Here is a 25,734-nt window from a genome sequence, read left to right as displayed (position 1 = left end):
AGACGCCGTTTTAAGCGGTGTCCGGTTGCCCCGGGCAGTCGAGGTCAGCTCTGCGGGTCGTCTTCACGCTGGCTGTCGGCGCGAGCCTGCGCTTCAATTAGCCCCTGAAGGTAGTCGCCGGTGCTTTGGCTGGTGGAGCGATCGCTGGTGCTCAGGCGATGGCGGTCGTCATCTGCCTGTACGGCGGGGCTGGAGGCGAGAAACGACGCAATGATCAGGGCTGAAAGATTTTTCATGGCTGTATCTCCTAGTGGTGGTCGGCCCGGCTTGCGATTTATAGTGAAACATTCTGAAACTGTTTCCGGTTGGGCGAACAGACTGGTCGCATGTTTTCCGGAGGCAGTCGGTATTAGGCCGTTGTGTTCACTATATGGGGGTGACAAACTGTCGCAGTAGCGCCTTTTTTGATGATGCAGTATTTCTTTTTTGGAAACAGATGAGAGGGCTGCGACGCGATGCGGCGGAGAGACGGGGCGGGAGTCGCTTGCCCTGCCTTGCGGGTGCAAGCAGGGCGAAGCTCAGACAGGTTCGGGTTATTGCCTGTGGGGCGTACTGAGGTCTTGTTGCAGCTTGCCATGCTGCTGTTCCAGCATGTCGCTGAAGCGCTTGCTGCCATCTTCGGCCTGCGCCAGTGGTGCGGTCAGCGCGCTCAGTGCGATCAGTAACGGGAGCAGGTATTTCATGAAGGTATCTCCGAGGTGGGTGGCGGTTGTCTGCCTGAAATCACTGTTTCCTTATTGGGCTATGGTTTGCAAGGGTTTCTGTCCGCCTGGTTGATCTGTATTTATATTAATCCCCGTTTTATAAGGTTTGTAGCCATAATGTTGGTTATTCATTGTTTCTTTTTGGAAACTATTGGCGGATGCGATGCAGGATTTGAATGACCTTTTGTGTTTTGCCTGCGTGGTGCGTTACGGCGGGTTTGCGGCGGCTGAGCGCGCCACTGGTGAGCGCAAGTCGAAGCTGAGCAAGCGCGTCGCGCGGCTCGAGAGTGACTTCGGTGCGCGATTGATTGAACGTTCGACGCGCAGTTTTCGGGTGACCGACATCGGCCGCGAGCTATACCGCGAATGCGAAGTCATTCTGCAGCGGCTGGAGGCGTCGGAGGCGCTGGCGATGACCGCGCGAGATGAGGTGCGTGGTACGGTGCGGGTGGCCATGTCCGCCGGGATGCTGGAGTACCTGGGCCGCACGACGCTGGTGGACTTTATGACGCGCTACCCGGAGGTTCGGCTGCAGCTGCGGCTGTCGAGCCAGCGGGTAGACCTGATCAATGAGCGCATTGACGTGGCCTTTCGGGTCGCGACCCGGTTTGATACCGATCAGTCGCTGGCGATGCGCTCGCTTGGCGTCGGTGCTCGTATTCTGGCTGCCAGCCCGGCGTTGCTGCAGCGCCTGGGGGGCGCGCCTGAGATGCTGGATGATCTGGCGCGATTTCCTACGCTGTCGGTAGGCGAGATGCTGGAGCGTGACCGCTGGGAGTTTGCCAATGATCACGGCGAGACCTGTGACCACCACCATGTGCCGCATTTCAGTAGCGGCGATCTGCAGTTGATTTGTGAGGCGGCAGTGGCCGGACGAGGCGTGGTGCTGTTGCCTGAGCATATCTGCGAGGCAGAAATACGTGCTGGTCGGCTGGTGCATATCCTGCCGCAATGGCATGCGCTGGAGGGGCAGATTCACATGGTATTCACCACCCCCCGAGGCATGCTGCCGCCGGTGCGAGCCTTCATTGATCACTGCGTCGAAACCCTGGCGCAACGCGGTGGACGCGAGAGTTGGACATGACCCAATGGTTGCATGAGATCACCCTGGAGAGCGAGCTAGCGGAGCTAAGGCCCTTGCGCCGTGAGGACGCTGAGGCGCTGGTGGCTGCGGCCAGCGATGGCCGGCTGTGGGAGTTGTGGTTTACCCAGGTGCCGGATGCGCAGGGTGTCGCAGAGTACATCGACTACGCCCTGGGCGAACAAGCCGCCGGCCGCGCGCTACCCTTTGTGGTTGTTGAGCGCGAGAGCGGTGAGGTCGTTGGAACCACGCGGCTGTGTAACGCCGATAGCGCCCACCGTCGGCTGGAGATTGGCTACACCTGGTACGCCGAGCGCTATCAGCGCTCGGCGCTCAATACCCAATGCAAGCTGGCCCTGCTGCAGCATGCTTTTGATCAGTTGGAGTGCATCGCTGTCGAGCTTCGTACCCATTGGCACAATCATCGCTCGCGTGCGGCGATCGCCCGCCTCGGTGCCAAGCAGGATGGGGTACTACGCAATCACCGCATCGAAGCCGACGGCGCGCGGCGCGACACCGTGGTGTTTTCCATTCTCGATAGCGAATGGCCGTCGGTGCGCAAGGCGCTGCTACACCGCTTGGCGCGTCATGCTGCGGGCTGATCGGCCTGTTCGGCGTCGGCGCGCTTGGCCAGCTTGTGCTGATCCTCGCTGACCCCGTTTTTCCAGTAGCTGGAAATATAGAGGTCGCCGCGCGCTACGTTGCGTTCTTCACGCAGAAACTGCCGCAGCGCGCGCATGCTGCCGAATTCGCAGGCAGCCCAGACCTGAACCCGTCCTTCTGACCAGTCCAGTTGGCGAATGCGCTCGACCAGCGGGTGGTCGTCACTGCCGGGGTGCGGATTCACCAGCCAGATCAGTTGGATACCGGCGGGTAGCCGCAGTGGTTGGATATCGGCCTCGTCGAGTATTTCCAGTACGGCCACTCCGCGGGCCTCTTGCGGCAGGTTCTCCAGGTTGACGCTGATGGCGGGCAGCGCGGTCATGTCACCGGCGATGAGATACCAGTCGGGTCCCTCGTGCAACGCTTTGCGTGGGCCCGGGCCGCCGACCAGTATGCTGTCGCCAGGCTGGCAATCGCTGGCCCAGCGCGATGCAGGGCCGCCATCATCATGCAGGACAAAATCCACATCGATCTCGTGCTCGCGTTGCGCGCGCACCGTGTAGGTGCGCATCAACTGCGGTTGCTCGGCAGTGGCCGGGAAAATCAGCTTGATATAGGCCCCGGCCTGGTCATCCGGGAAGGCGTGCATGCCGTCGCCGCCGAGGGTCACGCGCAACATGTTGCGACTGATCGGCTGTTTGCCGATGACGTGCAGGGTGCGTGGTGTAGGTCTGGCCATGGTTCAGTCTCCAATCAGTTGTCTGGTGGCAGGTCGCCTTCCAGGTTCTGGGTCATATGCCAGGCAATGCGGATAAAGTGCTCGACCTCTTCTTGGGTCAGGTCACGGGTCATACGTGTCAGCGTCTGCTGCTCAAGCGCCTGAATGCGCTGCATCATCATCTCGCCTGCGGACGTCGGATGCAGTATCTGGCTGCGTTTGTCGGCCGGGTTACACGCCTTGAGAATCAGACCGCTGTCGAGCAGGTCGTTCAGCACGCGGGTGATCTGCGCCTTGTCGCGGCGCATGCGCTGGGCAATGCGCTGGGCGGTGCAGCCTTCCATGTAGCAGACGGCCTTGAGTGCGCGAACATGGGTGCCGGGTAGAGGCAAGTCGGCTTGGCGAATGGTTTGCGCCATGTGGCCGCGGTAGGCGTGAGCGACTTGCTGCAGGGCATGGCTGAGGGAGGGGCGCTGCATTGGTGAGGGCTCTAATAAGTTGACAGTGTCAACCATAAGTTGTTTTGGTTGACACTGTCAATCAGTTTGCCCGCAGGCGCAGGTCAGGTAGGGGAATAGCTGCCCACTTCTGGCTCGAAGGCGACGCCGAAGCGGTTCCAGGCATTGATGGCGCAGATGGCCAGGGTCAGGTCGCTGAGTTCGCGATCATTGAATTGGGCATGCACCTGCTCGAACAGGGCCTCTGTCACTGTGCCAGGTTCCAGCCGGGTCAGCGCCTCGGTCCAGCTCAGGGCCGCGCGCTCGCGCGGATCAAAGAACGGGGTTTCGCGCCAGGCGCTGAGGGCGTAGAGGCGTTGCTCTGTTTCGCCGAGCGCGCGTGCGTCCTTGGTGTGCATGTCCAGGCAATAGGCGCACTGATTGAGTTGGGAGGCGCGGATCTTGACCAGTTCAAGCAAGCGTTTGGGCAATTTGTCGTCGCCCGTGGCCTCCTTGTTCAGGTAGCCTTCCAGGCCGATCATGGCGCGGGCTACGCCTGGTGCAGCGGTGAAGTAGTCGACTCGCATTGTGTCTCTCCAGCGGTTGAATGGGAGTCCAATCTATCCGTGTCCGCGCGGACCGTATTGTATATTTCCGACCTGCGCCGGGCGGCGCTTTGCTATTCTGCGGTGATGACCTCCCTTTCTCTTCAGCCGCCCGGCCCGCCCGCCTGGCAACGCAGTCTGCTGGGCTTCGGCTATCGGCAACTGCCGCCTGCTCCGGCACTGGCACCCTATGTGCAGCACTACTGGGAGCTGTCGTTGCCGGCCGCCCATGGTTCGGAGCACCGGGAGTTGTTGCACCCGGACGGTGGCTCCTCCCTGCTGTTCCAGCTGCAAGGACGTTTGAGCGTCGATGCGCAGCCGGCGCGGCAAGGGGTTATCTTCAACCCGGCGGCCGCGCAGTCCGGCGCATTGGCGTTGGAGCCTGGCGTGCAGGTGTTTGCAGCGCGCTTTCGCCCGGGCATGGGCGCCGCGTTCTGGCGTGCTGCCGCCAGTGAGTTTGCCGGCGAGCTGATGGGGCTCGAATGCGCTCAATACCTGCGTTTCGACTTGGCGACAGTGACGGAGCAACTGCTGGCGGCGGGGGACATGTCCGAGCGCGTGCGCCTGCTGGAGGTGGCGCTGGGCAAGGCGTTGGCAACCGGTGGCGGGGTTGCCGATGCCCTGCCGAGGGCGCTGGAGCTGCTGCGCGTAAGTCGGGGGATGCAGCCGCTGCCCGAGGTGTTGGCCCAGAGCGGGCTGGGCCAGCGTCAACTGGAGCGGCTGTGCAAGCGCTATCTCGGGCTGACCGCCAAACAGTACAGTCGCCTGCACCGGGTCGCTTACAGTCGTGAGCTGTTGAAGCAGTGTGAACCCGATCCGCTGGTCGAGATCGCGTATCTGGCGGGCTATGCCGATCAGGCGCACTTCAGTCATGATTTCAAAGCGGTAGTCGGTGTGCCCCCTGGCCAGTACCTGCGCCGCGCGCAGGCCCGCTATCACGATGCAGAGAGGGGCGATGCCAAGACTGTTTATCGGGCTTGAACTGCCTGCTGCGCAAGCTCAGGCTTTGCTGGCACTTGCTGAGCCGGGTCCGGGTCTGCGCTGGCAATCTGCGGCGCAGTTGCACCTGACCGTGCGCTTTATCGGCGAGTTGGGTGAGGAGCAGGCCGAGCACCTGGCCGCGGCGCTATCGGCGCTGCAGGCACCCGCGTTCGAGCTGCAGATAGGTGGCGTGGGGTATTTTGGCTCCCCGCAAAGACCCCGCATCCTGTGGGCCGGCGTTGTGGCACCGGCGCCGTTGCAGGCACTGCGTGAGCAGGTTGACCCGCTGATCCTGCCCTGGTGCGCGGTGGATCCACAGCCGTTTGTCCCCCATGTCACGCTCGCCCGCTGTGGCTCGGAGTGCGCCTCGTTGCAGCCGTTTCTGTTGGCCCAGCGCGGCCTGCGACTGGCGCCCTGGCTGGTTTCAGCGGTGTGCCTGTTTGCCAGCGAGGCGGGGCAGGGCGGCTCCCGTTACTCGGTGCTGGCGCGTTATCCGTTGGAGATTTGATGAACCCGTTGATTCGCCGATTTGACCCGTCTGAAGAGTATTACTTTGAAGAGGGCTGCTATATCCACGAGTTATCCAATGACATGGACGACCCGCTGATGTCGGTTGCCCGGGCGCGCCTGCCGCTGGGTGGCCAGACGCGCTGGCATCGGCTGCACAAGGTCGTCGAGCGCTACCTGATTGAGGCGGGCGAGGGGCTGGTGGAGCTGGCTCGGCAGGCGCCGCAACGGGTCGCGGCGGGGGACGTGGTCGTGATCCCGGCCGGATGCGCGCAGCGTATTCGATGTATCGGGACGGAGCCGCTGGTGTTTCTGGCGATCTGCACGCCGCGCTTTGAGCCCGACTGCTACGAGGATCTGGAAACCTGATCAACCGAGGCAATCTCGGCAGCGGTCAGCGCGCGGTAGTGCCCCGGTGCTAAAGCCGGGTCGAGCTGAATTGCGCCCATGCTTTCGCGGTGCAGTGACACCACCTGATTGCCGACGGCGTGGAACATGCGCTTGATCTGGTGATAGCGGCCTTCGTAGATGGTCAGCCGGCACGTGCATTCACCCAGTTGCTGCAGCTGCGCGGGTGAGGTGGTCAGCTGCTCGGTGGTCATATATATCCCGGGGCAAAACGTTCGGCTGTCTCACTGCTGATCGGCCGCAGGGTGGTTACCTGGTAGGTCTTGGGTAGCTTGATCTTCGGCTCGGTCAGGCGCCGCGACCAACTGCCGTCGTTGGTCAGCATCAGCAAACCGCTGGAGCCGCGGTCCAGGCGGCCGCCGATGTGCAGCTGCTCACGCAGTTCGGGCGCAAACAGCTCAAGCACCGTGCGGTGCTGCAGATCCCTGGTCGCACTCAGAAAGCCGACAGGCTTGTGCAGCATGTAGAACAGCGCGGGTCGATCTTGCAGCAGTGCCCCGTCCAGACGGATGGCGACGAACTGATCGACGTCAAAGCGCGGATCGCAAACGCGCTCCCCGGCAACGGTTACCCGGCCGCTGGCGACCAGCAGGCGGGCTGCCTGCCGACTGTGGGGCGTATGGTTGGCAATGAAGCGGTCGAGTTTCATGGCCGCGGAGTATACCGCGTCTGCGGTCAGTCCTTGTCGTGCGGGCGCTCCCATTCCGGTGGTCGCCACAGATGCTGCAATCTCTGGCCGAGGGGCCCCGGTTGGCGCATGTCGCGGGCAATGTCGCGATATTCGTGCAGCCAGTTCAGCAGCAGACTATTGCTGTAGACCGGGCGGGTGATGCCATAGTCGATCGGTTGATCGGCGCGCTCGCTGGTAAAGGTGCCGAACAGTCGATCAAAGACAATAAAAACGCCGCCGTAGTTGGTGTCGATGTAGCCCGGATTGCGGGCGTGGTGAACCCGGTGGTGGTTTGGCGTATTGAACAGGTACTCGATCGCCGGGTGCAGCTTGCCGACCAGTGTGGTGTGGATGAAAAACTGATAGACCAGTGACAGGGCATAGCACACGCTAATCCATACCGGGTTGAAGCCCAGCAGCGACAGCGGCACATAGAACAGCCAGCCGCCGTTGAAGATGTTGGTGGCGTTTTGGCGCATGGCGGTCGAGAAGTTCATGCGCTCACTGGAGTGGTGGGTCACATGGGCGGCCCAGAACCAGCGCACCCGATGCGAGCTGCGATGCATCCAGTAGAAACACAGATCGGTCAGCACCCAGAGCGCCAGCGCGCTCGTCAGCGTCAGCGGGATGTCGAACAGCCGGTGTTGATAGGCCAGCGCATGCAGCGGAAACGCGATCAGCCCGGCAAACAGCAGCTCGGTGGTCTGATAGCCCGCGCCCAGCATGAAGTTGCGCAGCGACTCGCGGGTATCTACCAGGCGGTGGTCATGGCGGATCTTCAGATACTCCCAGATGAATACGCCGATGAACACGGGTGTCGCCAGCACGAAGATCAGCTGGCGCTCATCCAGCGCCAACCAAGCGGGCAGGCTGTCAGTCAATGTGTGCAATCCGCTGTCGGCAATCACGCGAGAGAACAGGTTGCTCAGGCTGTCCATGGTCTGCTCCGTTGTTGTTATGACGGCTATCCTGCCCCAGCTCTGGGGCTTGCCTATTGACAGTAGATGCCGCATTTTTGACCAAATACGCCAATTAGTGAGGATGCGATGGCTACTCCTGTACGGGTGACCGGTGCCTGGACCCAGTTGCTGAGTGACTGGCTGGACCAGCGTCAGCTGGTTGCGCCGGACTTGCGTTTGCGGCTGGACAGTCGCCGCCCGGATGAACCCGTGCCCATGCTGCTCTGGCAGCAAATGCTGGCCGAAGCCGTACAGCTGGTCCCGCAGGAGGCCGCCCCCGCGCTGCAGATCGGCGCCTGCGCGCAGCCACGACACGCCGGCCTGCTCGGGTATCTCAGCCTGGCGAGCGCGACGCTCGCCGAGGCGCTGCAGGCCTATCAGCGCTACGAGCAACTGTTCTACGGTGAGCAACTGGTCAGCGTGACGCTGGAGGATTCGCTGCTGGTCATGCGCTGGCCGGGGACGGCCTCCACCGGTCCGTTGGCCGATACGGTGGCGATTGCTGCGCTTTGGAGCATGTTGCAGCGCTTGCTGCCGCAGGCCCGCTTGCAGCAGGTGTGTTTTGCCTTTGCGGCGAACGCTGCGCAGCAGCAGGCTGCCGCCGTGCACTTCGGTTGTGCGGTCGCCTTCGCGCAGCGCTGCACCGCTGTGATGTTGCCGGCGGCGCTGCTGGCGTTGCCGTTGGCACACACCGATCTGGCCATGCGCGCCCTGCTGGAACAGCAGGCCAAGGCGCTGTTGCTGGCGTTGCCAGCGGCTGATGCGCTGGATCGCGCCCTGCAGCAGGCACTGGTGCGACGTCTGCCGGAGGGCGAGGTCAACCTGGTGCAGCTGGCCGCTGACCTGCACCTGTCGGTACGCAGCGTGCAACGACGCTTGCAGCGACGTGGACTAAGCTGGCGGCAGCTACTCGAGCGCACCCGCCAGCAGCTGGCGCAGACGTATCTGGCCGATAGCGGCCTGCAGCTGGGTGAAATTGCCCTGTTACTCGGTTACAGCGAGCAGAGCGCCTTCAATCGCGCCTGGCGACGCTGGTCTGGAACGACGCCACTGCAATGGCGGCGCCTGCATGGGAAGGCGCCCGCTTTGGGTATAGAGTAGGGGCGATCAGGTCATGCCTTGACTGATAGGGCTGTCGCGACGGGGAGGGAGTGAATGAATCGGGAGTTGCTGCGTGCATGTCGTGGCCTGTTGCTGACCCTGGCGGTGTTACTGCTGCTGGGCGCGGCGGCGATTGAGGTCGCCGTACGCGAGCTGGCGCGGATTGAGCGACAGGGCATAGAGCACGCGCTGGTGACCCGCGCTGCCGACGTGCGCAGCAGCCTGGAAACGCGGCTCAACCAGAGCATTTATCTGAGTCGAGGGCTGGTTTCCTATCTGCAGAGCCAGCATGGGCTGGACGACCCTCGGCGCATACGCTTGTGGATGGCCAGCATGCTGACGGGTACCAGCGATGTGCGCAATATCGGTGTGGCGCCGGACAACCGCATTGAGCTTATCTACCCGCTGCAGGGCAACGAGGCCGCGCTCGGCTTTGACTACACCAGCTCGCCACCGCAGTGGGCTGCGGTCGAGCGCATGATGGCGTCGGCACAGCCGGTGCTGGATGGTCCGTTGACGCTGCTGCAGGGTGGAAATGGCCTGATCTATCGTGAGCCCGTCTATATCAACCGGCGTTACTGGGGGCTGGTCAGTACCGTCATGGATGCAGACCGGCTGCTGGGCATGCTGGATAGCGAGCAACGCTGGCAGGATTTGCGTATCCGGCTGCTGCGCGTCCAGGCAGGGGGCGAGCCTCGGGTTATCTGGGGGACACCGCCGGTGCCTGAGCGACCCGCAGCGGTGCTGGACATTGAGTTGCCTGGCGTGGTCTGGCAGCTGCAGGTGCAATACCGCACGCCTCAGGCCGGCAGTGGTGCGCCTCGCGGCGTGCTCTACGGGGCGCTGCTGGTGGTGCTGTTGTTGATCGGTTACACCCGGAGTAACGCCATTCGCCAGCAGCGCGACCGCGACGCCGCGCGGGCCGAGAACGAGCGCCTGAAGAGCGAGTTTGTCTCGACGATCAGCCATGAGCTGCGCACACCGCTGACCAGCATTTTGGGGACCCTGGGCCTGCTGCGCGGGGGCGCCCTTGGGCCGCTGCCCGATCGCGGACAGCATCTGGTGGAGGTGGCGATGCGTAACGCTGAACACCTGCTCCGACTGATCAATGACCTGCTGGATATCGACAAGCTGGTCGCCGGTCAGATGCAGCTTAATGTGCAGCCGGAGAACCTCGACACGCTGCTGCATGCCGCCATGCAGGAAAACCAGGGCTACGCGGAGCAGCGTCAGGTGCGCTGGCGCTACCTCAACCCGCACCCGCAGGCACGCATCATGGCTGACCCGACCCGCTTCAAGCAGGTCATGGACAATTTGCTGTCCAACGCCGTCAAATTCTCTCCGCAAGGTGGTGACGTCGGTATCAGCGTGGTGGCCGACGAGCAGCAGGATCTCTGGTGTATCAGCGTCACCGATCAGGGCGAGGGTATCCCGACTGCCTTTTACGATCGGGTCTTCGACCGTTTCACCCAGGCCGACGGCTCCAGCCGGCGGCGCAGCGGTGGTACCGGCCTGGGTCTGGCAATCACGCGGGGGTTGGTTGAGCAGATGGGCGGGCAGATTGGCTTTGTTTCCTCTGATCAGGGCACGCGCTTTTTCGTCAACATGCCGCGTTTGGCAGAGTAGGAACGGACAGGTGAAAGACAGACTATTGGCCAAACCCGAGGCGGAACTTGATTACCCCTTCGGTCCCGATGCCGCCGTGTTCAAGGTGCAGGGCAAGATGTTTGCCCTGCTGTATCAGCGCGGCGGCAGTGATTGCGTCAATCTCAAATGCGACCCACATGAGGCTGTTGGCTTGCGCGACCTGTTTGCTGCAGTAATGCCCGGTTATCACATGAACAAGCGACACTGGAATAGCGTACGGCTTGACGGTTCGGTGCCTGACGGCGAGTTGCAGAGGATGATTGACCAGTCTTACATCTTGGTAGTGAGGGGCCTGCCGGCCGCTATTCGGCGCGGCCTTGAGGCGCGCCATGGGCGTGCCCTGCTGTACGGCGCCGAGCGATAAGTCGCTGCGCGCGCCCCGGAGTCAGTACGCCGGGGTGTTGCCAGCCAGCTTTACCTGGCTGCAGAGCCGCGTTTGCGTGACGCGGGGTACCGCGCGTGTGGATCGAGGCGAGTCTGGCAGCATCGCTTTTTTTCAGGCCCAGGGGTTTCGTCTGAACACCCCGTCAGATGGTGCAGCGTGATGGTGTCAGCCTGCTACGCTGTGACATGGACAAGGTGCTCATTGGCTGAGCGCCGGCGAACTGGCGCAGGGGAAGGCGTGGCATGCAAAGGGAACAGGCAAAGCAGGAATTGGCCGGCTGGTTATTGAAAGAGCTTGATGAACAGGCGCGGCGTGAGCGCATCGCCTTCTGGTTTTTTTGTGGATTCAGTGAGGCCGATCCCCAGCTCGCCGCGTTGCCGGCCGAGCTGCGCATGGCGGTGATGCGCGGTGTGGAGCCGGAGGACACCGCTGACCCGCGCCTGGACCCGCTGGTAACGGTGAGCCTGGTCGAAGACCTGTACGGGGTCACCAACGCCTACCTGGTGCAGGCGCTGAACCAGCGTGGTGTCGCGCTGGAGGAAATAGAAGGCAACCCCGAGCCGATGTTTGCCTGCCCGTGCTGCGGTTATTTCAGCCTGAGCAGCAGTGCCAGCTACGAGATCTGCTCGGTATGTTTCTGGGAAGACGACGGCGTGCGTGACACCGACACGGTTAGCGGGCCCAACCAGCTGACCCTGGCGGCTGCGCGGCGGCATTTCGTGGAATTTGGCGCCTGCGACCTGGCCTCCGTCGACCGGGTGGACAGGCAGGCGCGCGAGCGTTACCGTGCTCCTGAGGTCTCTGGAGACTGATTTCTGCCCGCAACACCGCCTGGCGAAGGTAAGCCATGAACGCATCTGCCCCCTGTCTGTCCGTCGTGTGCCACGTCCCTGCGTCGAGCCCAGTAGCGTGAGCGAAAGCCCGCTGCGTCGTTTGCTGCGCTCGCCGCGCCGAGTCTATCTGCTGGAGGCGGTGGTGTGCTTTGGTCCTCTGGTCGTGCTGCTTGGCTTGGGGGTGGTGCAGTTGCCCCTGGTCTTTGCCGCCGGTGAACCGCAGGCCTTCGCCTGGCTGTTTACCGGGCTGCTGGTCGGTGGCTTTTGTGGCCTCTGGGCGCTGACCAAGTTGCTGCTGATACTGACCCGGCCGCAGCGCCAGGGGGTGTCACCCAAAGCCGTTGTGCTGATGCTGCTGATCGGGCTGGGGTGTTTGCTCGGGTTCTTCTGGCGCTGGCAGCTGACCCCGTCGGCCGCGTTCATGCTGGTTTTTCTGCCGCTGGTGGGCAGTGCGCATTTTCTCTTTCTGGCGCGGCGCTATCTGACCGGTCGCCCGCCGGCTTGACAGACGGCCGCCGCTTCCGGTCGACTGCTGTCTCTCCTACCCTTTGCGAGTATGCCCATGAGCCAGACCCGTCCCCCTCGTCTTGTGTCGATCAATGCCGGCCAGGCGAAAGATCTGGAGGTGGGCGTGCGCACCGCCCGTACCGGCCATTTCAAGCAGTCCCTTGCTGGCCCGGTGATGATCGCCCAGGCCGGCGTGCCCGGTGACTTTATTGGTGACCTGAAGCATCACGGTGGCCCGGACCAGGCGGTCTATCTTTACAGCCAGGAGGACATCGACTGGTGGAGTGAGACGCTGCAGCGCCCGTTGGCCGCCGGCTTTTTTGGTGAAAACCTGACCCTGTCACATTGGTGGCCGGCATTGCGCATTGGCGATCGGCTGCGCATTGGCGAGCTGCTGCTGGAAGTCACCGCGCCGCGTATCCCTTGCTCTACGCTGGCTGTGCGGGTGGGCGACAGCCGCTTCGCCAAGGCCTTTGTGCGCGCCGAGCGCTGCGGCGCCTATGCCCGCGTGCTGACCCCGGGCGAGGTCAGGCCGGGCGATGAGGTCACCGTGCTGGCCGGGGATGCGGTCTTTCCGACCATCAACGAGGTGTTCCGTTATTGTCACAGCAAGGGGGCGAACCCGACCTTTTTGCGTCAGCTGCTGGCCGCCCCCCTGGCCGAGAAGATGCGCGCCGAGATGCAAGCCAGGCTGACCAAGGCCGAGCAGCAGACGTCACCCTTGCCCGGCTTCTGAATCCTCTGCCGGCGTCCAGCCCGGGTCGGGCGTAAAGCGTGGACCCTGGCTTTGACTGAGGTCCTGCAGACGAGTGATCAGCGCCGCATGTCCGCAACTGCGGGCGTAGCGCAGAGGGCCGCCGCGAAAGGCAGGGAAATGGCCGGACAGGGTCATGGCGGCGTCGAGCATCTCATCATCGGCCACGATACCCTGGCGGCAGGCTCGCACCGCGCTGTTGAGCAAGGCCAGCAGCATGCGGTCACCTTCTTCCGCGGGCAGGCGCGCCTGCTTGCGTCCCGGCAGCGTCCAGCGGCCTGGCTGACTCGGGCGGATACGCTCACGACCCTGTTCTACCCAGGTTCGCAGCAACGCAGGTGGCTCGATCGGTGGCGTGTCGCGTTCGCTGTGCAGTTGTTCGAACAGCTGCAGACTGTCGGCCAGCCCCCAGTCATCGAGTAACGCCAGCGGGCCTTTGTCGAAGCCAAAGTCCAGTGCCGCTTGGTCGATGGCGTTGGTCTCGTGGCCTTCTTCCAGCAGCAGCAGCGCTTCCAGCAGCATGGGCGCCAAGACCCGGCGCAGCAGCAGACCCGGCTGACTGCTCACCGTGACCGGCAGGCAGCCCAGCTGGCCCAGCAATTGCCGCGCGTGCTGCTGGCTGATGGTACGCCCGGTGCTGTGGTTGGCCAGCTCCGTCAGTGCGCCGCGTTTGACCGGCCCTGCAAAGCGCACGCCTAGCAGGCGACCGGCGTCGCCGAGCGCGCTGCGTAACGGCTCCAGCGCATCGTGCAGGCTGAGCAGCAGGGCCTGTGGTCGCATCTGCGGCTCCAGCCGGGCCAGCGTGGCACGACGCGCCTGCAGATCACCGGTCTGGGCGTCGATCAGCACGTCAGCGAGGGCGGCGCCATGGTGCTGTGGGTCAAAAACAAGTCGGTCCAGGTTGGCCTGCAGGTCCTCTGTACCGGCCAGTTGGCGAATGCACTGCGTCATCGCCTGCTGGTCGCCGATGCTTACTCGCAGGCCGCGTTGCGCCGCGAGTGCCGCCAGCTCCACCCCCACCTGACTGGCGCCCAGCAGATGCAGATGGTTGGCGCGGCGACGAGGGTCGGGGGCGCCTTGGGCCTTCAGTCGCTGGCGCAGGAAGAACAGGTGAATCAGGTTGCCGCTGGTGCCGCTCGCCAGCAGGCGGGCGAAGGAATATATCTCGCGGTGCAGCATCAGGTCCGGTTTGCCGCCGTGTCTGCGCCAGAGGTCGATCAGCGCGCTGGGGGCGGGGTAATGCGCCGGGTCCACCAGCGCGTCGGCGCGGCGCTGCAGGCCAAGAGCGGCCAGTCGGCGCACCCAGTCGAGGCGGTAGGGGCGGGCGCGCAGATTGCGGCGCTGCAGGGTAAGGCGACCATTGACGGCGTCATCGATCAGCGCCGGCAAAGCGTGCTCGGGGGCTACCTTGTCGACCAGTCCGGCCTGTGTCGCGGCCTCGGCCTTCAGCGGCTTGCCGCTGAGCATCATGCGCATTGCCAGCAGTGGGTCGATCAGATCGGGCAGGCGTGCGGTGGCACCAAGGCCGGGGTGCAGGCCAACCAGTACTTCCGGCAGGCCCAGCCGGGCGTCCGGGGTGGCCAGGCGCATGTCGCAACACAGGGCCAGCTCCAGACCTCCGCCGAGGGTCTCGCCATGCAGCACGGCCAACGTCGGGCAGGGCAGGTCGACCAGCTGCTGGGCCAGCAGATGCGCGTCGACCAGCTGGCGGACGGCGTCCGCTTCGTTGTCGACAGCAGCAAAGTCATGCAGGTCGGCGCCCAGACAGAAGCTGGCCGCCTTGGCCGAGCGCAAGACCAGTGCGCGGGGCATTTCGCGGCGCAGGCTGGCGAGCACGTCACCCAGCTCCTGCAGGGCGGCGCGGCCCAGCAGATTGGCCGATTGTCCTTGCTGGTCAAACAGCAGCCAGGCGACATCGCTGTCGTCGCGGCGCAGACGCCAGTGCTGCCATGGCCCTTCGTTCGGCTGCTCGAGGTCTTGCTGGCAAAAGGGGCCGTTGCAGCGCTCGCGCTGCATCAGGTCGTCAAGCGCGTCCATCATGCCGGCGTCTCCTCTGCGCGGGTCAACAGCCAGGCCTGGGCCTGATCTGCAGCTTGTTGCTCACACACCAGCGCCCGGCCAAGGGCGTGACGATGCAAGGTGTCGGCCTGTTGCAGTAGCTGGCGGCAGCCGCCACTGACCGGCAGGGCGCCTAGCGCCAGACTGCCGCCCAGCGGGTTGAGGCTGGTCGGGTCCAGGCGGCCCATGGGGTGTTCCAGCTCCAGCTGGCGCTCGCAAAAGCGCGCATCCTGCCAGGCGGCCAGGTTGGCGAGCAGTGCCAGGGCAGGTGCGTCGGGTAATTCCCAGAGATCGATATCGTTCAGGCCAAGCTGCTCGGCTTGTAGCAGTCGGGTGCTGGCCAGTAGCGGAGCCAGGCTGGGATAGTCTGACGGCGCGCGCGCCAGTGCCTGCCTGCTGAGCCGGGCCAGTGGGTGTCGTTTTAGCTGTGCGCAACCGCTGGCAGATGCCAGCAGCAGGGCGCAGGCGCCACTGTCGGGGGTATGCTGGTCGGTGTCGTATACCTCGCCGTGGCGATCAAACAGGGTAATGCGGTAGGGGCTGAACAGGCCGCTCTGCTCTGCCTCGCTGCTGCGCTGGCGGCAGGCTTGCTCGTAGGCCTCGGCGTCCTCCTCGTCCACCTCGAACAGGGCTGCCAGGCGCTTGGCTGATTCGCTCACGGCGGTCGAGTCAGGCAAGGTAGCTGCGTCGCTGGCGATCACCAGCAGCAGATCGGCGTCGCCGCTGCGGATCTGCTGGCTGGCGCGGGTGATCGCATCCAGCCCCTGCGAACACTGCTGCAGCGGGGTGAGTGAACCGAGCTGCAGACGCTGGCGTACCTGGTCTGCTGCCTGGCTGGCGCCAGTGGCCAGCACCACGCCGTCCAGTGCGCCGGCAGCCAAGCCGCTGCGCAGCAGCAGGGCATGGGCGCTTTGCACTGCCAGGTCCAGTGCGCTGAAGCCGGCGCGCGCTCGGCTGGCGTTGTTCAGGCCGGGCGTACGGGTGCCCTCCAGCAGGTAGGTGCCGGTCGGCAGAGTGACGGATGGGCTGTTCTGGCTGTCCATGCAGGGCTCGCAAGATTGAAGTGGCACGGGTAAGCACCTGCGACAGGTGCTGCGCAGGCTATGACCGGTTTGCGGGCGGTCAGTTCAACAGTGTAGGGGGCAGTGCGGGGGCTTGCGAGCAAGCAAGGCAATGGCGCCGGGCGGCGCCATTGCAGGTGGGGAGGTCAGTCGCGAGCCAGCGCCAGAGCGACGCCCTGGCCGCCGCCGATGCACAGGGTCGCCAGACCCTTCTTGGCATCACGACGCAGCATTTCGTGCAGCAAGGTGACCAGTACGCGGCAGCCGGAAGCGCCAATCGGGTGGCCAAGGGCAATGGCGCCGCCGTTGACGTTGACCTTGTCGGCGTCCCACTGCAGCTCCTTGCCGACCGCCAGTGCTTGCGCGGCAAAGGCCTCGTTGGCTTCGATCAGGTCCAGGTCGGCGACCTGCCAGCCGGCTTTGGCCAGACAGCGTTGGGTGGCGGAGACCGGGCCAATCCCCATGATCGCCGGGTCAACGCCGGCATTGGCGTAGGAGGCGACGCGGGCCAGCACCGGCAGGCCCAGTTCGGCGGCCTTGCTGGCGCTCATCATCAGCACGGCAGCGGCGCCATCGTTCAGGCTGGAGGCGTTGCCGGCGGTGACGCTGCCGTCTTTCTTGAACGCGGGCTTGAGGCTTCCCAGGCTCTCGGCGGTGGTGCCTGCACGGGGCTGCTCATCCTGAGTGATCAGCAGGGCGTCGCCCTTGCGCTGGGGAATGCTGACCGGGGTGATTTCCTGATCGAATACGCCAGTCTCGCGTGCGGTCACTGCTTTTTGCTGGGAGGCCGCGGCAAAGGCGTCCTGTTCCTCGCGGGTGATGCCGTACTTTTCGACCAGGTTTTCGGCGGTAATGCCCATGTGATAGTTGTTGAAGGCATCCCACAGGCCGTCCTGAATCATGGTGTCGATCATCTGGCCGTGGCCCATGCGCTGGCCGGTGCGGGAAGTGGGGATGATGTGGGGCGACAGGCTCATCGATTCCTGACCACCGGCAATCATGATCTCGGCGTCGCCGCAGCGGATCGCCTGGGCAGCAAGGTGCAACGCCTTGAGGCCGGAGCCGCAGACCTTGTTCAGTGTCAGCGCAGGGACGCTGTGCGGCAGGCCAGCATGGATGGCAGCCTGGCGGGCTGGGTTCTGGCCGCAGCCAGCGGTGAGTACCTGGCCGAAGATGACCTCGTCAACCGACGCCGGGTCAATTTCGGTCTCGTCCAGCAAGCGGCGGATAACGGTCGCACCCAATTCGTGGGCGGGCACTTTGGCAAACTGGCCCCCGAAACTGCCGATGGCGGTACGGGTGGCGGCAACAATCACGACCTCTTGCATGAACAGACTCCTCTACACAGGCACTATTTTTCGAGTGCACAAGCATAGAGGGGTGGTCTGGTCAGAACAAGCTGTCTCGACACTGGTACAGCCGGGCGGCTGCACCAGTGCCTGACCTCAGGCGTGAGCGATGCGATTGCTGATCAAATCCTGCACAACACTGGGGTCGGCCAGGGTCGAGGTATCGCCCAGGCTATCCAGCTCATTGCAGGCAATCTTGCGCAGGATGCGGCGCATGATCTTGCCCGAGCGGGTTTTTGGCAGGCCCGGCGCCCATTGCATGAACTCGGGACGGGCAAAGGCGCCGACCTGATCGGCAACAAAGGCCTTCAGCTCCTTGACCAGCTCCTCGCTCGGCTCGACACCGTTCATCGGGGTGACGTAGACATAGATGCACTGGCCCTTGATGTCGTGCGGGCAGCCCACCACGGCGGCTTCGGCAACGGCGTCGTGCAGTACCAGCGCGCTCTCCACCTCGGCGGTGCCGATACGGTGGCCGGAGACGTTAAGTACGTCGTCGACGCGACCGGTGATCCAGTAGAAGCCGTCCTCGTCACGGCGTGCGCCGTCACCGGTGAAATACACGTCCTTGTAGGTGCTGAAATAGGTGTCGACCAGGCGCTGGTGGTCGCCGTACACGGTGCGGATCTGACTGGGCCAGGAGCGCTTGATGACCAGGTTGCCACTGGCCGGCCCCTGCAGTTCGTTGCCTTCGGGGTCGTACAGCGCTGGCTCCACACCAAAGAACGGACGGGTGGCCGAGCCGGGCTTGAGGGTGGTGCTGCCCGGCAGCGGGGTGATCATGGCGGCGCCGGTTTCGGTTTGCCACCAGGTGTCGACGATCGGGCAGCGTTGTTCGCCGACCACGTGGTAGTACCACTCCCAGGCTTCCGGGTTGATCGGCTCGCCAACAGTGCCGAGCAGGCGCAGGCTAGCGCGTGAGGAAGACTTGACCGGCTCGTCACCCTTGGCCATCAGTGCGCGCAGGGCGGTAGGGGCGGTGTAGAAGATGTTGACCTGGTGCTTGTCGATAACCTGCCAGCAGCGCGAGGCGTCCGGATAGGTCGGCACGCCCTCGAACAGCAGCGTGGTGGCGCGATTGCACAGCGGGCCGTAGACGATATAGGAGTGGCCGGTGATCCAGCCCACGTCGGCGGTACACCAGTAGACTTCGCCGGGCACGTAGTCGAATACGTAGTAGTGGGTCATCGCGGCCATCAGCAGGTAGCCGCCGGTGGTGTGCAGCACACCCTTGGGTTTGCCGGTGGAGCCGGACGTGTAGAGGATGAATAGCGGGTCTTCGCTGTCCATCGGCTCGGGCGCGCAGTCGGCACTGACGTTGGCGGTGGCCTCGTCGTACCAGACGTCACGGCCTTCGGTCCAGGCGACATCGGCACCGGTGCGCTTGACGGTAATCACGGTGTGGACGTTGGGGCATTCCTGCAGCGCTTTCTCGACGTTGACCTTCAGCGGTACGCGCTTGCCGCCGCGTACGCTTTCATCGGCGGTGATCACGGCCTGGCAGTCGGCATCCAGAATGCGGTCACGCACGGCATCCGGCGAGAAGCCACCGAACACCACCGAGTGAACCGCGCCGATGCGCGCGCACGCCAGCATGGCGTAGGCTGCCTCGGGAATCATCGGCATGTACAGACACACCCGATCGCCCTTCTTGACGCCGCGTGCCTTGAGCACGTTGGCCAGGCGGCATACCTTGTCGTGCAGCTGCTTGTAGCTGATGCGCTGGGCATCACTCGGGTCGTCGCCTTCCCAGATGATGGCGATCTCATCGCCGTGCTCGGCCAGGTGACGGTCGATACAGTTGACGCTGACGTTGAGCTTGCCGTCGATGAACCAGGCGGCCTGGCCCTTGCTCAGATCACTCTCGTGAACTTTGCTCCAGCGCTTGTCCCAGGTCAGAAAGCGTTCGGCCTGCTCGGCCCAGAACTGATCGGGCTGTTCAAGTGACTGCTTGTACATGCGCTGGTAGCCGGCGTCATCCAGGTGCGTATGCGCGCGGGCAGCGTCCGATACCTTGTGGTTTTCAATCTTGTACATGGGAATTCCCCTCTTGTTATTGAATCAGGCAGTCTCTTGTCAGCCGGCCCTGCGGGGGTATCCGGTACTGCAGTAGAGAATCTGGAGCGACGAAACCGCGTGGGGTTGGTCGGTCAGTTTAGGCTAATTAGCGTCGGCCATCAGAGGGGGGCAAGACAACCCTTCTTTGGTATGAGAGGGTAGCGTCTTATTGGTGGGCGGGTAGACTGCACTCGGCGTCGTGATTTCTCGACAACTCCAGACATGCCTTTGAAATCACGCGGTGATTGCGGCCCAGCCGAATGCGGCCCAGCCCGAACGCCAGAAGGCGTGCGGAATGAATCGGTGCTTGCCACGCTCGCGCAGCAGAGAGGGGCAGCCGCTCAGGTGCGGCTGAATTCCAGATTGTCGATCAGGCGGGTGGTGCCCAGATACGCTGCTGCCAGCACCACCAGATCGGTGCTGTCATCGCTCGCCGGCGCGAGGTTCTCGGCGTTACGCAGATCCAGATAGTCGGGTCGCAAGCCGGCTTCGCTGAGGCGCAGGCTGGCTTCGTTGATGATCTGGGCGTAGTCCGTGCGACCGCTCTGCACGGCGCTGGCGATCTGTTGCAGGGTTTGCTGCAGCACAGGTGCAATGGCCCGCTGCTCGGCACTCAGGTAGCCGTTGCGCGAGGACAGCGCCAGGCCGTCTTCGGCGCGCACGGTGGGGTGGCCCATGATCTGTACCGGCAGGCTCAGGTCCTGGGCCATCTTGCGGATCACTGCCAGCTGCTGGTAGTCCTTCTGGCCGAAGACGGCGACGTCTGGCCCGACTATGTTGAGCAGCTTGCTGACCACGGTGGCCACACCTTCAAAATGCCCCGGGCGGCTGGCCCCACACAGGCCCTCGGAGACCACGGGCACGCTGATGCGTGTGTGGCCGTCCATGCCATCGGGGTACATTTCGTTGGCGTTGGGGGCGAATACCAGGTGAGCACCTACCTCCAGCAGTTTTTTCTGGTCTTCTGCCAGAGTGCGCGGGTAGCTGTCCAGATCTTCGCCCGGGCCGAATTGCATCGGGTTGACGAAGATGCTCACCACCACGTAATCGGTGCGTTGCAGGGCCTTTTCTACCAGGGCAACGTGACCGGCGTGCAGGTTGCCCATGGTGGGCACCAGACCAATGCGCTTGCCTTCCTGGCGGGCACGACCAACCGCAGCGCGCACTTGCGCGATGGTATGCAGGGTGTTCATGGGTTCAGAACTCGTGTTCGGCTGCTGGGAATTCGACGTTCTTGACCGCCGCGACGTAGGCGCGAATTGCCGCCGGGATGTCGGGCTGGCCGGACATGAAGTTTTTCACGAAGCGCGGCACACGTCCACTCAGAGACAGGCCCAGCATGTCGTGGACCACCAGCACCTGACCGTCGGTACCACTGCCGGCGCCAATGCCGATGACCGGCACCTTGACGGCCTGGGTGATGGCGTTGGCCAGCGCCGGGGGCACGCACTCAAGCAGCAGCATGGCCGCGCCGGCGGCTTCCAGCGCCTTGGCGTCTTCGATCATCGCGCGGGCCTGAGCCTCGTCGCGGCCTTGTACCTTGAAGCCGCCCAGCACGTTCACGGTTTGCGGCGTCAGCCCCATGTGGGCACAGACCGGGATGCCGTTGCGGCTCAGCACCTCAATGCTGTCAGCCAGCCAGCGACCGCCTTCCAGCTTGACCATGTGCGCGCCGGCCTGCATCAGCGTGGTGCTGTTGCTCAGTGCCTGTTCCAGGGTGGCATAGGCCATGAACGGCAGATCGGCCATGATCAGCGCGCCCTTGTTGCCGCGTTTGACCGCCGCGGTGTGGTACGCCATGTCATCGACGCTGACGGGCAAGGTGCTGTCGTGACCCTGCAGAACCATACCCAGGGAGTCGCCGATCAGCATCACCTCGACACCGGCTTCGCTTTCAACATGGGCGAAGGTCGCGTCGTAGGCCGTCAGACAAACGATCTTTTCGCCGCTTTGCTTGAGCTTGTTCAGTGTGGTCAGAGTAACGTCAGGCATGGCTGTTTCCAGTGTGTGGCCTTTGCTGTGCGCAACTGCAGGGCAGCAGCGCCGTTGAGTCCGGACTCCCGCGCAGGGGCACTGCTGCGAGAGTATAGCCTTGGTAAGGCGGCTGTCCGTCAGAGCCGGGGTAGAGCCCTGCCGGAATCGGCATCCTACGTGTCAGTCATGGGGTGTCAAGTCTGATCGCGCATCAGGCTGTTGTATAAAAAAGGGCAATGTCTGCAGATCACCACGCGGGCAGTTCTGCAGCAGGGTGTCGAGGTGTGTGCCGTCGGGCATCTGCAGTGCGGGCGCTATCTCGGCCAGCGGGTACAGCACGAAGGCGCGGGCATGCATGTGGTAGTGCGGTACCTGCAGCCGTGCGGTGCGGATCACCTCGTCGCCGTACAGCAGGATGTCCAGATCCAGCGTACGCGGCCCCCAGCGTTCGGCTTTGCGCACGCGGCCGTGTTCCTGCTCGATTGCTTGCAGGTAGTCCAGCAGCGCCTCTGCGGCCAGTTCTGTCTGCAGGCAGACCACGGCATTGACGTAGGAAGGCTGGTCCTGCGGCCCCATGGGGGCGCTGCGATAGAGCGACGAGCAGGCCAGCAGGCGGCTGCCCGGCAGGGCGGCCATGGCCTGGCAGGCGGCGCGCACCTGCGCAAGGGAGTCGCCCTGGTTGCTGCCCAGCGCGATATAGACCTGAGGCATCAGTCGGTCGACTGTGGCTTGCGAGGTTTGCGGCGCGAGCGTGAACGGCCGCGCTTGGCGCCACTCTTGGGCGCGTCACCCAGCTCGCGGATCATCTGGCGGCGCTGATCTGCGCTGGCATCCTGGTAGAGCGTCCACCATTGGCCGAGGCCGTCGGTCTGCTCGCCGGCTTCTTCACGCAGCAACAGAAAGTCGTACGCCGCGCGAAAGCGTGGGTGCTCCAGCAACTGGTCGGCGCGGCGTCCACTGCGTCGCTCCAGGCGCGGTTGCATGTCCCAGATTTCGCGCATGGGAATACTGAAACGCTTGGGGATGGCGGTGTGCAGGCACTGCTCGGCGAGCAGCTCGTGCGCCGCTTGCTGGTAGGCCGGAATCGGTGGAATGCCTTGCTCTTCCAGAGCGGCGACGCGTGCGGGCAGGGCTGGCCAGAGGAACGCCGCAAACAGGAAGGCGGGGGTCACCGGCTTGTCCTGGGCGATGCGCGCGTCGGTGTTGTCCAGTGCCTTGCGTACCAGGCGCAAGGTGTATTCCGGGTTCTCCAGAATCGCCTCATCGGTGTCCGGGAACAGCGGTGCGATCAGGTCGTACTGATAGAGCAGGTCAAAGGTGGCCTTGCCCTGGCCGCTCATCAGCAGCTTAAGGGACTCGTCGAACAGGCGGGCTGCGGGAATATCGTGCAGCAGCGGCGCCAGCGTCTCGATCGGGGCGGCGGTGTGCGGTTCGATCTCGAAGTCCAGTTTGGCGGCGAAGCGGATGGCCCGCAGCATGCGTACCGGATCTTCCTGGTAACGCTGTTCGGGGTGACCGATCAGGCGGATCAGACGGTTACGAATGTCGTGTATACCGTGGGCAAAGTCATGGATCTGCCCGGTAGTGACGTCGAAGTAGAGGGCATTGATGGTGAAGTCGCGGCGTTGGGCATCCTGCTCGAAGGTGCCGTAGACGTTGTCACGCAGCAGCCGGCCGGACTCACTCTGGCGGGACTGCTCCTCCGAAGCCTGTGCTTCGTGGTTGGCGCGGAAGGTCGCCACCTCAATGATCTCGCGACCAAAGTGCACGTGGACCAGCTTGAACCGGCGGCCGATCAGGCGCGCATTGCGGAAGGTGGCGCGCACCTGCTCTGGCGTGGCGCTGGTGGCGACGTCGAAATCCTTGGGCGTGATGTCCAGCAGCAGGTCACGTACACAGCCGCCAACCAGAAAGGCATCAAAGCCCGCCTGTTGCAGTTTTTCCACTACGCTCACCGCGTGTCGACTCAGGCGCTCTCGCCGCACCTGGTGCTGGCTGGCGGGAATGACGGACGGGGTGGTGCGTCGGCGCTGGGGTAGGCCGAAGGGAGAGGGCATTTTCTGCAACAGCTTTCGAATCATAGATGGCAGTGTTTCCGGCGGCCGTGCGGAGATGCGGCAGGGTTGTCAGCATGCATCGTTACGGCAGCGCAAGGTGAGTGGGCAGGGTTGGCGGTATGCCTCGCCTGGCACGCAGGTGGCGACAGGCCACGGTTGCCGAGCATTCTAGCTTGATTTGTGAGCAAAGGTAAGGAAAGGGGGGGGATGTTGCAGGAGAAGGAAAGCTCAAGGGGAGTAGGACACTCCCCCTAATGGTTTTTTATTATTGTTGTTATGAGAGCTATTCTTTTTTTGTTCAAAGCGGCAAATGCCGCTTTTCGACTGACCCATCTCGGGTTGTCAAAACCAAACGGATTGCTTTGGAAGCGTAGGTTCAGCTCGGCCTGCGTATGGCTTTGGATGGCGGGTTGCTTGGGCAACTTTTATTCTTCTTCATCCAACTGAGCATCCTGCTCACGATCTGACTGCTATTCTCCAAAAAAATCAGTTTGCTGCGTCTCTCACGTCTTGTTTTTATTGTGTGTGGAGTCGAATGTTATTTTTGTTATGTGTTTTGGTTTTTATTGTTGTTGTGCCAGATATAAAGCATTCCGCGTGCCAACTTTTTAAATTCCTTTAAAATCAGCAGCTTGGCTTTTTTGCTTATTTTCTTACCCCTGTGTTACCCCAAGGTGTTACCTCCAATTGGACTAAAGTGTTACCGCGGGGTGGGGGTGCGGTAACAGTTTTGCGGGAACTTTCCCGGTAACAGGTAACACATGAAGGCGTCGGAGGCGGTACAGCGGTCGAGCAGAGGCGGCGATTCCCGCCTGAGCCTCTGCTGCGAGGGGAAGGATCAGGTGCTGGCGGTTTTCTTGCGCGGGATGCCCAGGCGCTGACGGCGCTCCCACAAGCACTTGCGGCTGATGCCAAGCTTGTGGGCGAGCTGGGTCTCGGTCATGTGGTCCTGATGCTCGAGCACGAAGTGCTGGAAGTAGTCCTCCAGCGACAAGTCCTCTGCAGGCTCCTGGCCGGCGGTCACCTCATGCTGCATGGTCTGCAACGCGTTGGCGGCCTCTGACGCGCGTTCAATCTCTGCATCCAGCTCGATACCCAGCAGGTCGGCGGTGATTTCTTCGTGGTCACAGAGAATGGCTGAGCGCTCGATGGCGTTTTCCAGTTCACGCACGTTGCCGGGCCAGCTGTAGGCCAGGATGGCCTGCTCGGCGTCCTTGCTGAAGTGCAGGCCTTCCATGTTCATGTTGTCGACAGCGCGTTGCAGCAGGGCCTCGGCGATCAGCATCACGTCGCGGCCGCGTTCGCGCAGCGGCGGCAGGCGCAGCTCAATCACGTTCAAGCGGTAGTAAAGGTCCTCGCGGAACAGGCCCTGACGCGCCATGGTCTTGAGGTCGCGGTGGGTGGCTGCGACCAGGCGCACATCGACCTTCTGCGATTGCACCGAGCCGACCCGGCGGATCTCCCCCTCCTGCAGTACGCGCAGCAGGCGGGCCTGCGCTTCGAGCGGCAGTTCGCCTATCTCGTCGAGGAACAGGGTACCGCCGTCGGCGGCTTCAACCAGCCCGGTGCGGTTGCTGGTGGCGCCGGTAAAGGAGCCCTTTTCGTGACCGAACAGCTCGGACTCGATCAGGGTTTCCGGAATAGCTGCGCAGTTGACCGAAATCAGCGGTGCCTTGGCACGCTGGGATTGCTCGTGCATGGCCCGGGCGACCAGCTCCTTGCCGGTGCCGGATTCGCCTTGAATCAGCACCGTGGAGTCGGTGGGGGCGACCTTGCGAATGCGTTTGAACAGCGTGAGCATGGTGTCGCAGCCGCCGATGATGCCCATCTGCTTGCGAATCTCTTCGTCCGGGACTGGCTGCGGCGTCTGCTTGCCTGCGGGTTGTTCGGGCGCGGCCGCTTGCTGCTTGCGTGCGCTGCCGCTGGCAATGATGCGTTGCACGGTTTCGACCATCTCGTCATGGTCGAAGGGCTTGGCAATATAGTCGACAGCGCCGAGCTTCATCGAGTCGACGGCCGAGCGCAGGCTGGCGTAGCTGGTCATGATCAGCACCGGCGTGTTGGCGGCGCGGCGAATCAGTTCGGTGCCGGGCTCGCCTGGCAGGCGCAGGTCGCTGATGATGAGGTCAAAGTTGTCGAGGTTGTGGCGTTCGCAGGCCTCGCTGACCGATCCGGCTTCCGCTACCTGGTAGTGGTGGCGCTCCAGCAGCCGCTTGAGTGCCGTGCGGATGATGGCTTCGTCTTCAACAACCAGAATATCTGACATAGTTACCTCGT

General features: G+C 63.5%; 26 protein-coding genes and 1 pseudogene. 11 read left to right on the top strand and 16 right to left on the bottom strand.

Going from position 1 to position 25,734, the window contains the following annotated elements; all coding sequences use genetic code 11:
- Window positions 1-44 precede the first annotated feature (44 nt).
- Together CNQ84_RS17390 and CNQ84_RS20555 are read right to left on the bottom strand one after the other, a co-directional pair.
- Window positions 45-236 carry a hypothetical protein gene (locus tag CNQ84_RS17390; protein WP_096006102.1) on the bottom strand — a complete coding sequence of 64 codons (192 nt, stop codon included), beginning with the start codon at window positions 234-236 and terminating at the stop codon, window positions 45-47.
- A gap of 297 nt (window positions 237-533) precedes the next feature.
- Entirely contained in the window at window positions 534-683 is a 150-nt protein-coding gene (locus CNQ84_RS20555) for a hypothetical protein (protein WP_165771323.1), read from the bottom strand.
- A 184-nt stretch (window positions 684-867) separates the two neighbouring features.
- Between CNQ84_RS20555 and CNQ84_RS17385 the strand changes: the two genes are divergently transcribed.
- Together CNQ84_RS17385 and CNQ84_RS17380 are read left to right on the top strand one after the other, a co-directional pair.
- Window positions 868-1,788, top strand: a complete 921-nt coding sequence (locus CNQ84_RS17385; protein ID WP_096006101.1) for a LysR family transcriptional regulator — start codon at window positions 868-870, stop codon at window positions 1,786-1,788.
- The gene (locus tag CNQ84_RS17380; RefSeq protein ID WP_096006100.1) at window positions 1,785-2,387 is read left to right on the top strand and encodes a GNAT family N-acetyltransferase; all 603 of its coding nucleotides are present in this window, start codon (window positions 1,785-1,787) and stop codon (window positions 2,385-2,387) included. Before CNQ84_RS17385 ends, CNQ84_RS17380 begins: the two co-directional genes overlap by 4 nt.
- Here the strand turns inward: CNQ84_RS17380 and CNQ84_RS17375 are convergent.
- The 3 genes from CNQ84_RS17375 to CNQ84_RS17365 form a co-directional block, all read right to left on the bottom strand.
- Window positions 2,372-3,127: a siderophore-interacting protein gene (locus tag CNQ84_RS17375; RefSeq protein WP_096006099.1), complete on the bottom strand. Its 756-nt coding sequence runs from the start codon at window positions 3,125-3,127 to the stop codon at window positions 2,372-2,374. The genes CNQ84_RS17380 and CNQ84_RS17375 overlap by 16 nt on opposite strands.
- Before the next feature lie 14 nt (window positions 3,128-3,141).
- Entirely contained in the window at window positions 3,142-3,585 is a 444-nt protein-coding gene (locus tag CNQ84_RS17370) for a MarR family winged helix-turn-helix transcriptional regulator (RefSeq protein WP_165771322.1), read from the bottom strand.
- 83 nt (window positions 3,586-3,668) lie between these two features.
- Entirely contained in the window at window positions 3,669-4,130 is a 462-nt protein-coding gene (locus CNQ84_RS17365; protein WP_096006097.1) for a carboxymuconolactone decarboxylase family protein, read from the bottom strand.
- A 39-nt stretch (window positions 4,131-4,169) separates the two neighbouring features.
- Here CNQ84_RS17365 and CNQ84_RS17360 point away from each other — a divergent pair, with 39 nt between their 5' ends.
- From CNQ84_RS17360 to CNQ84_RS17350, 3 genes are read left to right on the top strand one after another with little or no spacing between them, the layout of a single operon-like run.
- Window positions 4,170-5,129 (top strand): AraC family transcriptional regulator, encoded by a 960-nt coding sequence (locus CNQ84_RS17360; RefSeq protein ID WP_133065917.1) that lies wholly within the window; start codon window positions 4,170-4,172, stop codon window positions 5,127-5,129.
- Entirely contained in the window at window positions 5,104-5,637 is a 534-nt protein-coding gene (gene thpR / locus CNQ84_RS17355) for an RNA 2',3'-cyclic phosphodiesterase (protein WP_165771321.1), read from the top strand. The genes CNQ84_RS17360 and thpR overlap by 26 nt, the downstream gene beginning before the upstream one ends.
- The gene (locus CNQ84_RS17350; protein WP_096006094.1) at window positions 5,637-6,005 is read left to right on the top strand and encodes a cupin domain-containing protein; all 369 of its coding nucleotides are present in this window, start codon (window positions 5,637-5,639) and stop codon (window positions 6,003-6,005) included. Before thpR ends, CNQ84_RS17350 begins: the two co-directional genes overlap by 1 nt.
- On the opposite strand, the pseudogene CNQ84_RS17345 reads toward CNQ84_RS17350, so the two are convergent.
- Window positions 5,984-6,693, bottom strand: a pseudogene (locus CNQ84_RS17345) (pseudouridine synthase). The gene CNQ84_RS17350 and the pseudogene CNQ84_RS17345 sit on opposite strands and share 22 nt — an antisense overlap.
- A 26-nt stretch (window positions 6,694-6,719) precedes the next feature.
- Window positions 6,720-7,652 carry a sterol desaturase family protein gene (locus tag CNQ84_RS17340; RefSeq protein ID WP_096006093.1) on the bottom strand — a complete coding sequence of 311 codons (933 nt, stop codon included), beginning with the start codon at window positions 7,650-7,652 and terminating at the stop codon, window positions 6,720-6,722.
- Between the two features lie 108 nt (window positions 7,653-7,760).
- Here CNQ84_RS17340 and CNQ84_RS17335 point away from each other — a divergent pair, with 108 nt between their 5' ends.
- From CNQ84_RS17335 to CNQ84_RS17310, 6 genes are all read left to right on the top strand, one after another.
- Complete coding sequence (locus tag CNQ84_RS17335) at window positions 7,761-8,774, top strand: AraC family transcriptional regulator (protein ID WP_096006092.1); 1,014 nt, start codon at window positions 7,761-7,763, stop codon at window positions 8,772-8,774.
- Between the two features lie 54 nt (window positions 8,775-8,828).
- Window positions 8,829-10,400 (top strand): sensor histidine kinase, encoded by a 1,572-nt coding sequence (locus CNQ84_RS17330; protein ID WP_096006091.1) that lies wholly within the window; start codon window positions 8,829-8,831, stop codon window positions 10,398-10,400.
- Window positions 10,401-10,410: 10 nt separating this feature from the next.
- Window positions 10,411-10,785 (top strand): MmcQ/YjbR family DNA-binding protein, encoded by a 375-nt coding sequence (locus CNQ84_RS17325; RefSeq protein WP_096006090.1) that lies wholly within the window; start codon window positions 10,411-10,413, stop codon window positions 10,783-10,785.
- A 263-nt stretch (window positions 10,786-11,048) separates the two neighbouring features.
- The gene (locus tag CNQ84_RS20850) at window positions 11,049-11,618 is read left to right on the top strand and encodes a CPCC family cysteine-rich protein (protein ID WP_245841465.1); all 570 of its coding nucleotides are present in this window, start codon (window positions 11,049-11,051) and stop codon (window positions 11,616-11,618) included.
- Window positions 11,619-11,715: 97 nt separating this feature from the next.
- Window positions 11,716-12,144, top strand: coding sequence for a hypothetical protein (locus CNQ84_RS17315; RefSeq protein WP_133065916.1), 429 nt, complete (start codon window positions 11,716-11,718; stop codon window positions 12,142-12,144).
- 57 nt (window positions 12,145-12,201) lie between these two features.
- On the top strand, window positions 12,202-12,882 hold the full coding sequence (locus CNQ84_RS17310) for an MOSC domain-containing protein (protein WP_096006088.1): 681 nt from the start codon (window positions 12,202-12,204) through the stop codon (window positions 12,880-12,882).
- Here CNQ84_RS17310 and CNQ84_RS17305 read toward each other — a convergent pair.
- From CNQ84_RS17305 to CNQ84_RS17265, 9 genes are all read right to left on the bottom strand, one after another.
- The gene (locus tag CNQ84_RS17305; protein WP_096006087.1) at window positions 12,862-14,940 is read right to left on the bottom strand and encodes an enoyl-CoA hydratase-related protein; all 2,079 of its coding nucleotides are present in this window, start codon (window positions 14,938-14,940) and stop codon (window positions 12,862-12,864) included. The genes CNQ84_RS17310 and CNQ84_RS17305 overlap by 21 nt on opposite strands.
- A complete protein-coding gene (locus CNQ84_RS17300; RefSeq protein WP_133065915.1) occupies window positions 14,937-16,028 on the bottom strand; it encodes an acetyl-CoA C-acetyltransferase in 1,092 nt (363 codons plus the stop codon). The genes CNQ84_RS17305 and CNQ84_RS17300 overlap by 4 nt, the downstream gene beginning before the upstream one ends.
- Window positions 16,029-16,165: 137 nt before the next feature.
- A complete protein-coding gene (locus tag CNQ84_RS17295) occupies window positions 16,166-17,347 on the bottom strand; it encodes an acetyl-CoA C-acetyltransferase (RefSeq protein ID WP_096006085.1) in 1,182 nt (393 codons plus the stop codon).
- A gap of 117 nt (window positions 17,348-17,464) precedes the next feature.
- A complete protein-coding gene (acs, locus tag CNQ84_RS17290) occupies window positions 17,465-19,405 on the bottom strand; it encodes an acetate--CoA ligase (protein ID WP_096006084.1) in 1,941 nt (646 codons plus the stop codon).
- 362 nt (window positions 19,406-19,767) lie between these two features.
- Entirely contained in the window at window positions 19,768-20,619 is an 852-nt protein-coding gene (gene panC / locus CNQ84_RS17285) for a pantoate--beta-alanine ligase (RefSeq protein ID WP_096006083.1), read from the bottom strand.
- Window positions 20,620-20,623: 4 nt separating this feature from the next.
- Window positions 20,624-21,418, bottom strand: a complete 795-nt coding sequence (panB, locus tag CNQ84_RS17280; RefSeq protein WP_096006082.1) for a 3-methyl-2-oxobutanoate hydroxymethyltransferase — start codon at window positions 21,416-21,418, stop codon at window positions 20,624-20,626.
- Between the two features lie 162 nt (window positions 21,419-21,580).
- Window positions 21,581-22,111: a 2-amino-4-hydroxy-6-hydroxymethyldihydropteridine diphosphokinase gene (gene folK / locus CNQ84_RS17275; protein ID WP_096006081.1), complete on the bottom strand. Its 531-nt coding sequence runs from the start codon at window positions 22,109-22,111 to the stop codon at window positions 21,581-21,583.
- A complete protein-coding gene (locus CNQ84_RS17270) occupies window positions 22,111-23,481 on the bottom strand; it encodes a polynucleotide adenylyltransferase PcnB (protein WP_096006080.1) in 1,371 nt (456 codons plus the stop codon). The genes folK and CNQ84_RS17270 overlap by 1 nt, the downstream gene beginning before the upstream one ends.
- Before the next feature lie 814 nt (window positions 23,482-24,295).
- On the bottom strand, window positions 24,296-25,723 hold the full coding sequence (locus CNQ84_RS17265) for a sigma-54-dependent transcriptional regulator (RefSeq protein ID WP_096006079.1): 1,428 nt from the start codon (window positions 25,721-25,723) through the stop codon (window positions 24,296-24,298).
- Window positions 25,724-25,734 lie beyond the last annotated feature (11 nt).

Origin of the sequence: Pseudomonas abyssi, assembly GCF_002307495.1 — a bacterium.
In the GTDB taxonomy this organism is placed as follows: domain Bacteria; phylum Pseudomonadota; class Gammaproteobacteria; order Pseudomonadales; family Pseudomonadaceae; genus Halopseudomonas; species Halopseudomonas abyssi.
This window is presented reverse-complemented; position numbering and strand designations above follow the sequence as displayed.

Coding starts and splice junctions, on each gene's coding strand:
- CNQ84_RS17390 (WP_096006102.1), bottom strand. CDS start 236: ATGAAAAATCTTTCAGCCCTGATCATTGCGTCGTTTCTCGCCTCCAGC.
- CNQ84_RS20555 (WP_165771323.1), bottom strand. CDS start 683: ATGAAATACCTGCTCCCGTTACTGATCGCACTGAGCGCGCTGACCGCA.
- CNQ84_RS17385 (WP_096006101.1), top strand. CDS start 868: ATGCAGGATTTGAATGACCTTTTGTGTTTTGCCTGCGTGGTGCGTTAC.
- CNQ84_RS17380 (WP_096006100.1), top strand. CDS start 1,785: ATGACCCAATGGTTGCATGAGATCACCCTGGAGAGCGAGCTAGCGGAG.
- CNQ84_RS17375 (WP_096006099.1), bottom strand. CDS start 3,127: ATGGCCAGACCTACACCACGCACCCTGCACGTCATCGGCAAACAGCCG.
- CNQ84_RS17370 (WP_165771322.1), bottom strand. CDS start 3,585: ATGCAGCGCCCCTCCCTCAGCCATGCCCTGCAGCAAGTCGCTCACGCC.
- CNQ84_RS17365 (WP_096006097.1), bottom strand. CDS start 4,130: ATGCGAGTCGACTACTTCACCGCTGCACCAGGCGTAGCCCGCGCCATG.
- thpR (WP_165771321.1), top strand. CDS start 5,104: ATGCCAAGACTGTTTATCGGGCTTGAACTGCCTGCTGCGCAAGCTCAG.
- CNQ84_RS17350 (WP_096006094.1), top strand. CDS start 5,637: ATGAACCCGTTGATTCGCCGATTTGACCCGTCTGAAGAGTATTACTTT.
- CNQ84_RS17340 (WP_096006093.1), bottom strand. CDS start 7,652: ATGGACAGCCTGAGCAACCTGTTCTCTCGCGTGATTGCCGACAGCGGA.
- CNQ84_RS17335 (WP_096006092.1), top strand. CDS start 7,761: ATGGCTACTCCTGTACGGGTGACCGGTGCCTGGACCCAGTTGCTGAGT.
- CNQ84_RS17330 (WP_096006091.1), top strand. CDS start 8,829: ATGAATCGGGAGTTGCTGCGTGCATGTCGTGGCCTGTTGCTGACCCTG.
- CNQ84_RS20850 (WP_245841465.1), top strand. CDS start 11,049: ATGCAAAGGGAACAGGCAAAGCAGGAATTGGCCGGCTGGTTATTGAAA.
- CNQ84_RS17310 (WP_096006088.1), top strand. CDS start 12,202: ATGAGCCAGACCCGTCCCCCTCGTCTTGTGTCGATCAATGCCGGCCAG.
- CNQ84_RS17305 (WP_096006087.1), bottom strand. CDS start 14,940: ATGATGGACGCGCTTGACGACCTGATGCAGCGCGAGCGCTGCAACGGC.
- CNQ84_RS17295 (WP_096006085.1), bottom strand. CDS start 17,347: ATGCAAGAGGTCGTGATTGTTGCCGCCACCCGTACCGCCATCGGCAGT.
- acs (WP_096006084.1), bottom strand. CDS start 19,405: ATGTACAAGATTGAAAACCACAAGGTATCGGACGCTGCCCGCGCGCAT.
- panC (WP_096006083.1), bottom strand. CDS start 20,619: ATGAACACCCTGCATACCATCGCGCAAGTGCGCGCTGCGGTTGGTCGT.
- panB (WP_096006082.1), bottom strand. CDS start 21,418: ATGCCTGACGTTACTCTGACCACACTGAACAAGCTCAAGCAAAGCGGC.
- folK (WP_096006081.1), bottom strand. CDS start 22,111: ATGCCTCAGGTCTATATCGCGCTGGGCAGCAACCAGGGCGACTCCCTT.
- CNQ84_RS17270 (WP_096006080.1), bottom strand. CDS start 23,481: ATGATTCGAAAGCTGTTGCAGAAAATGCCCTCTCCCTTCGGCCTACCC.
- CNQ84_RS17265 (WP_096006079.1), bottom strand. CDS start 25,723: ATGTCAGATATTCTGGTTGTTGAAGACGAAGCCATCATCCGCACGGCA.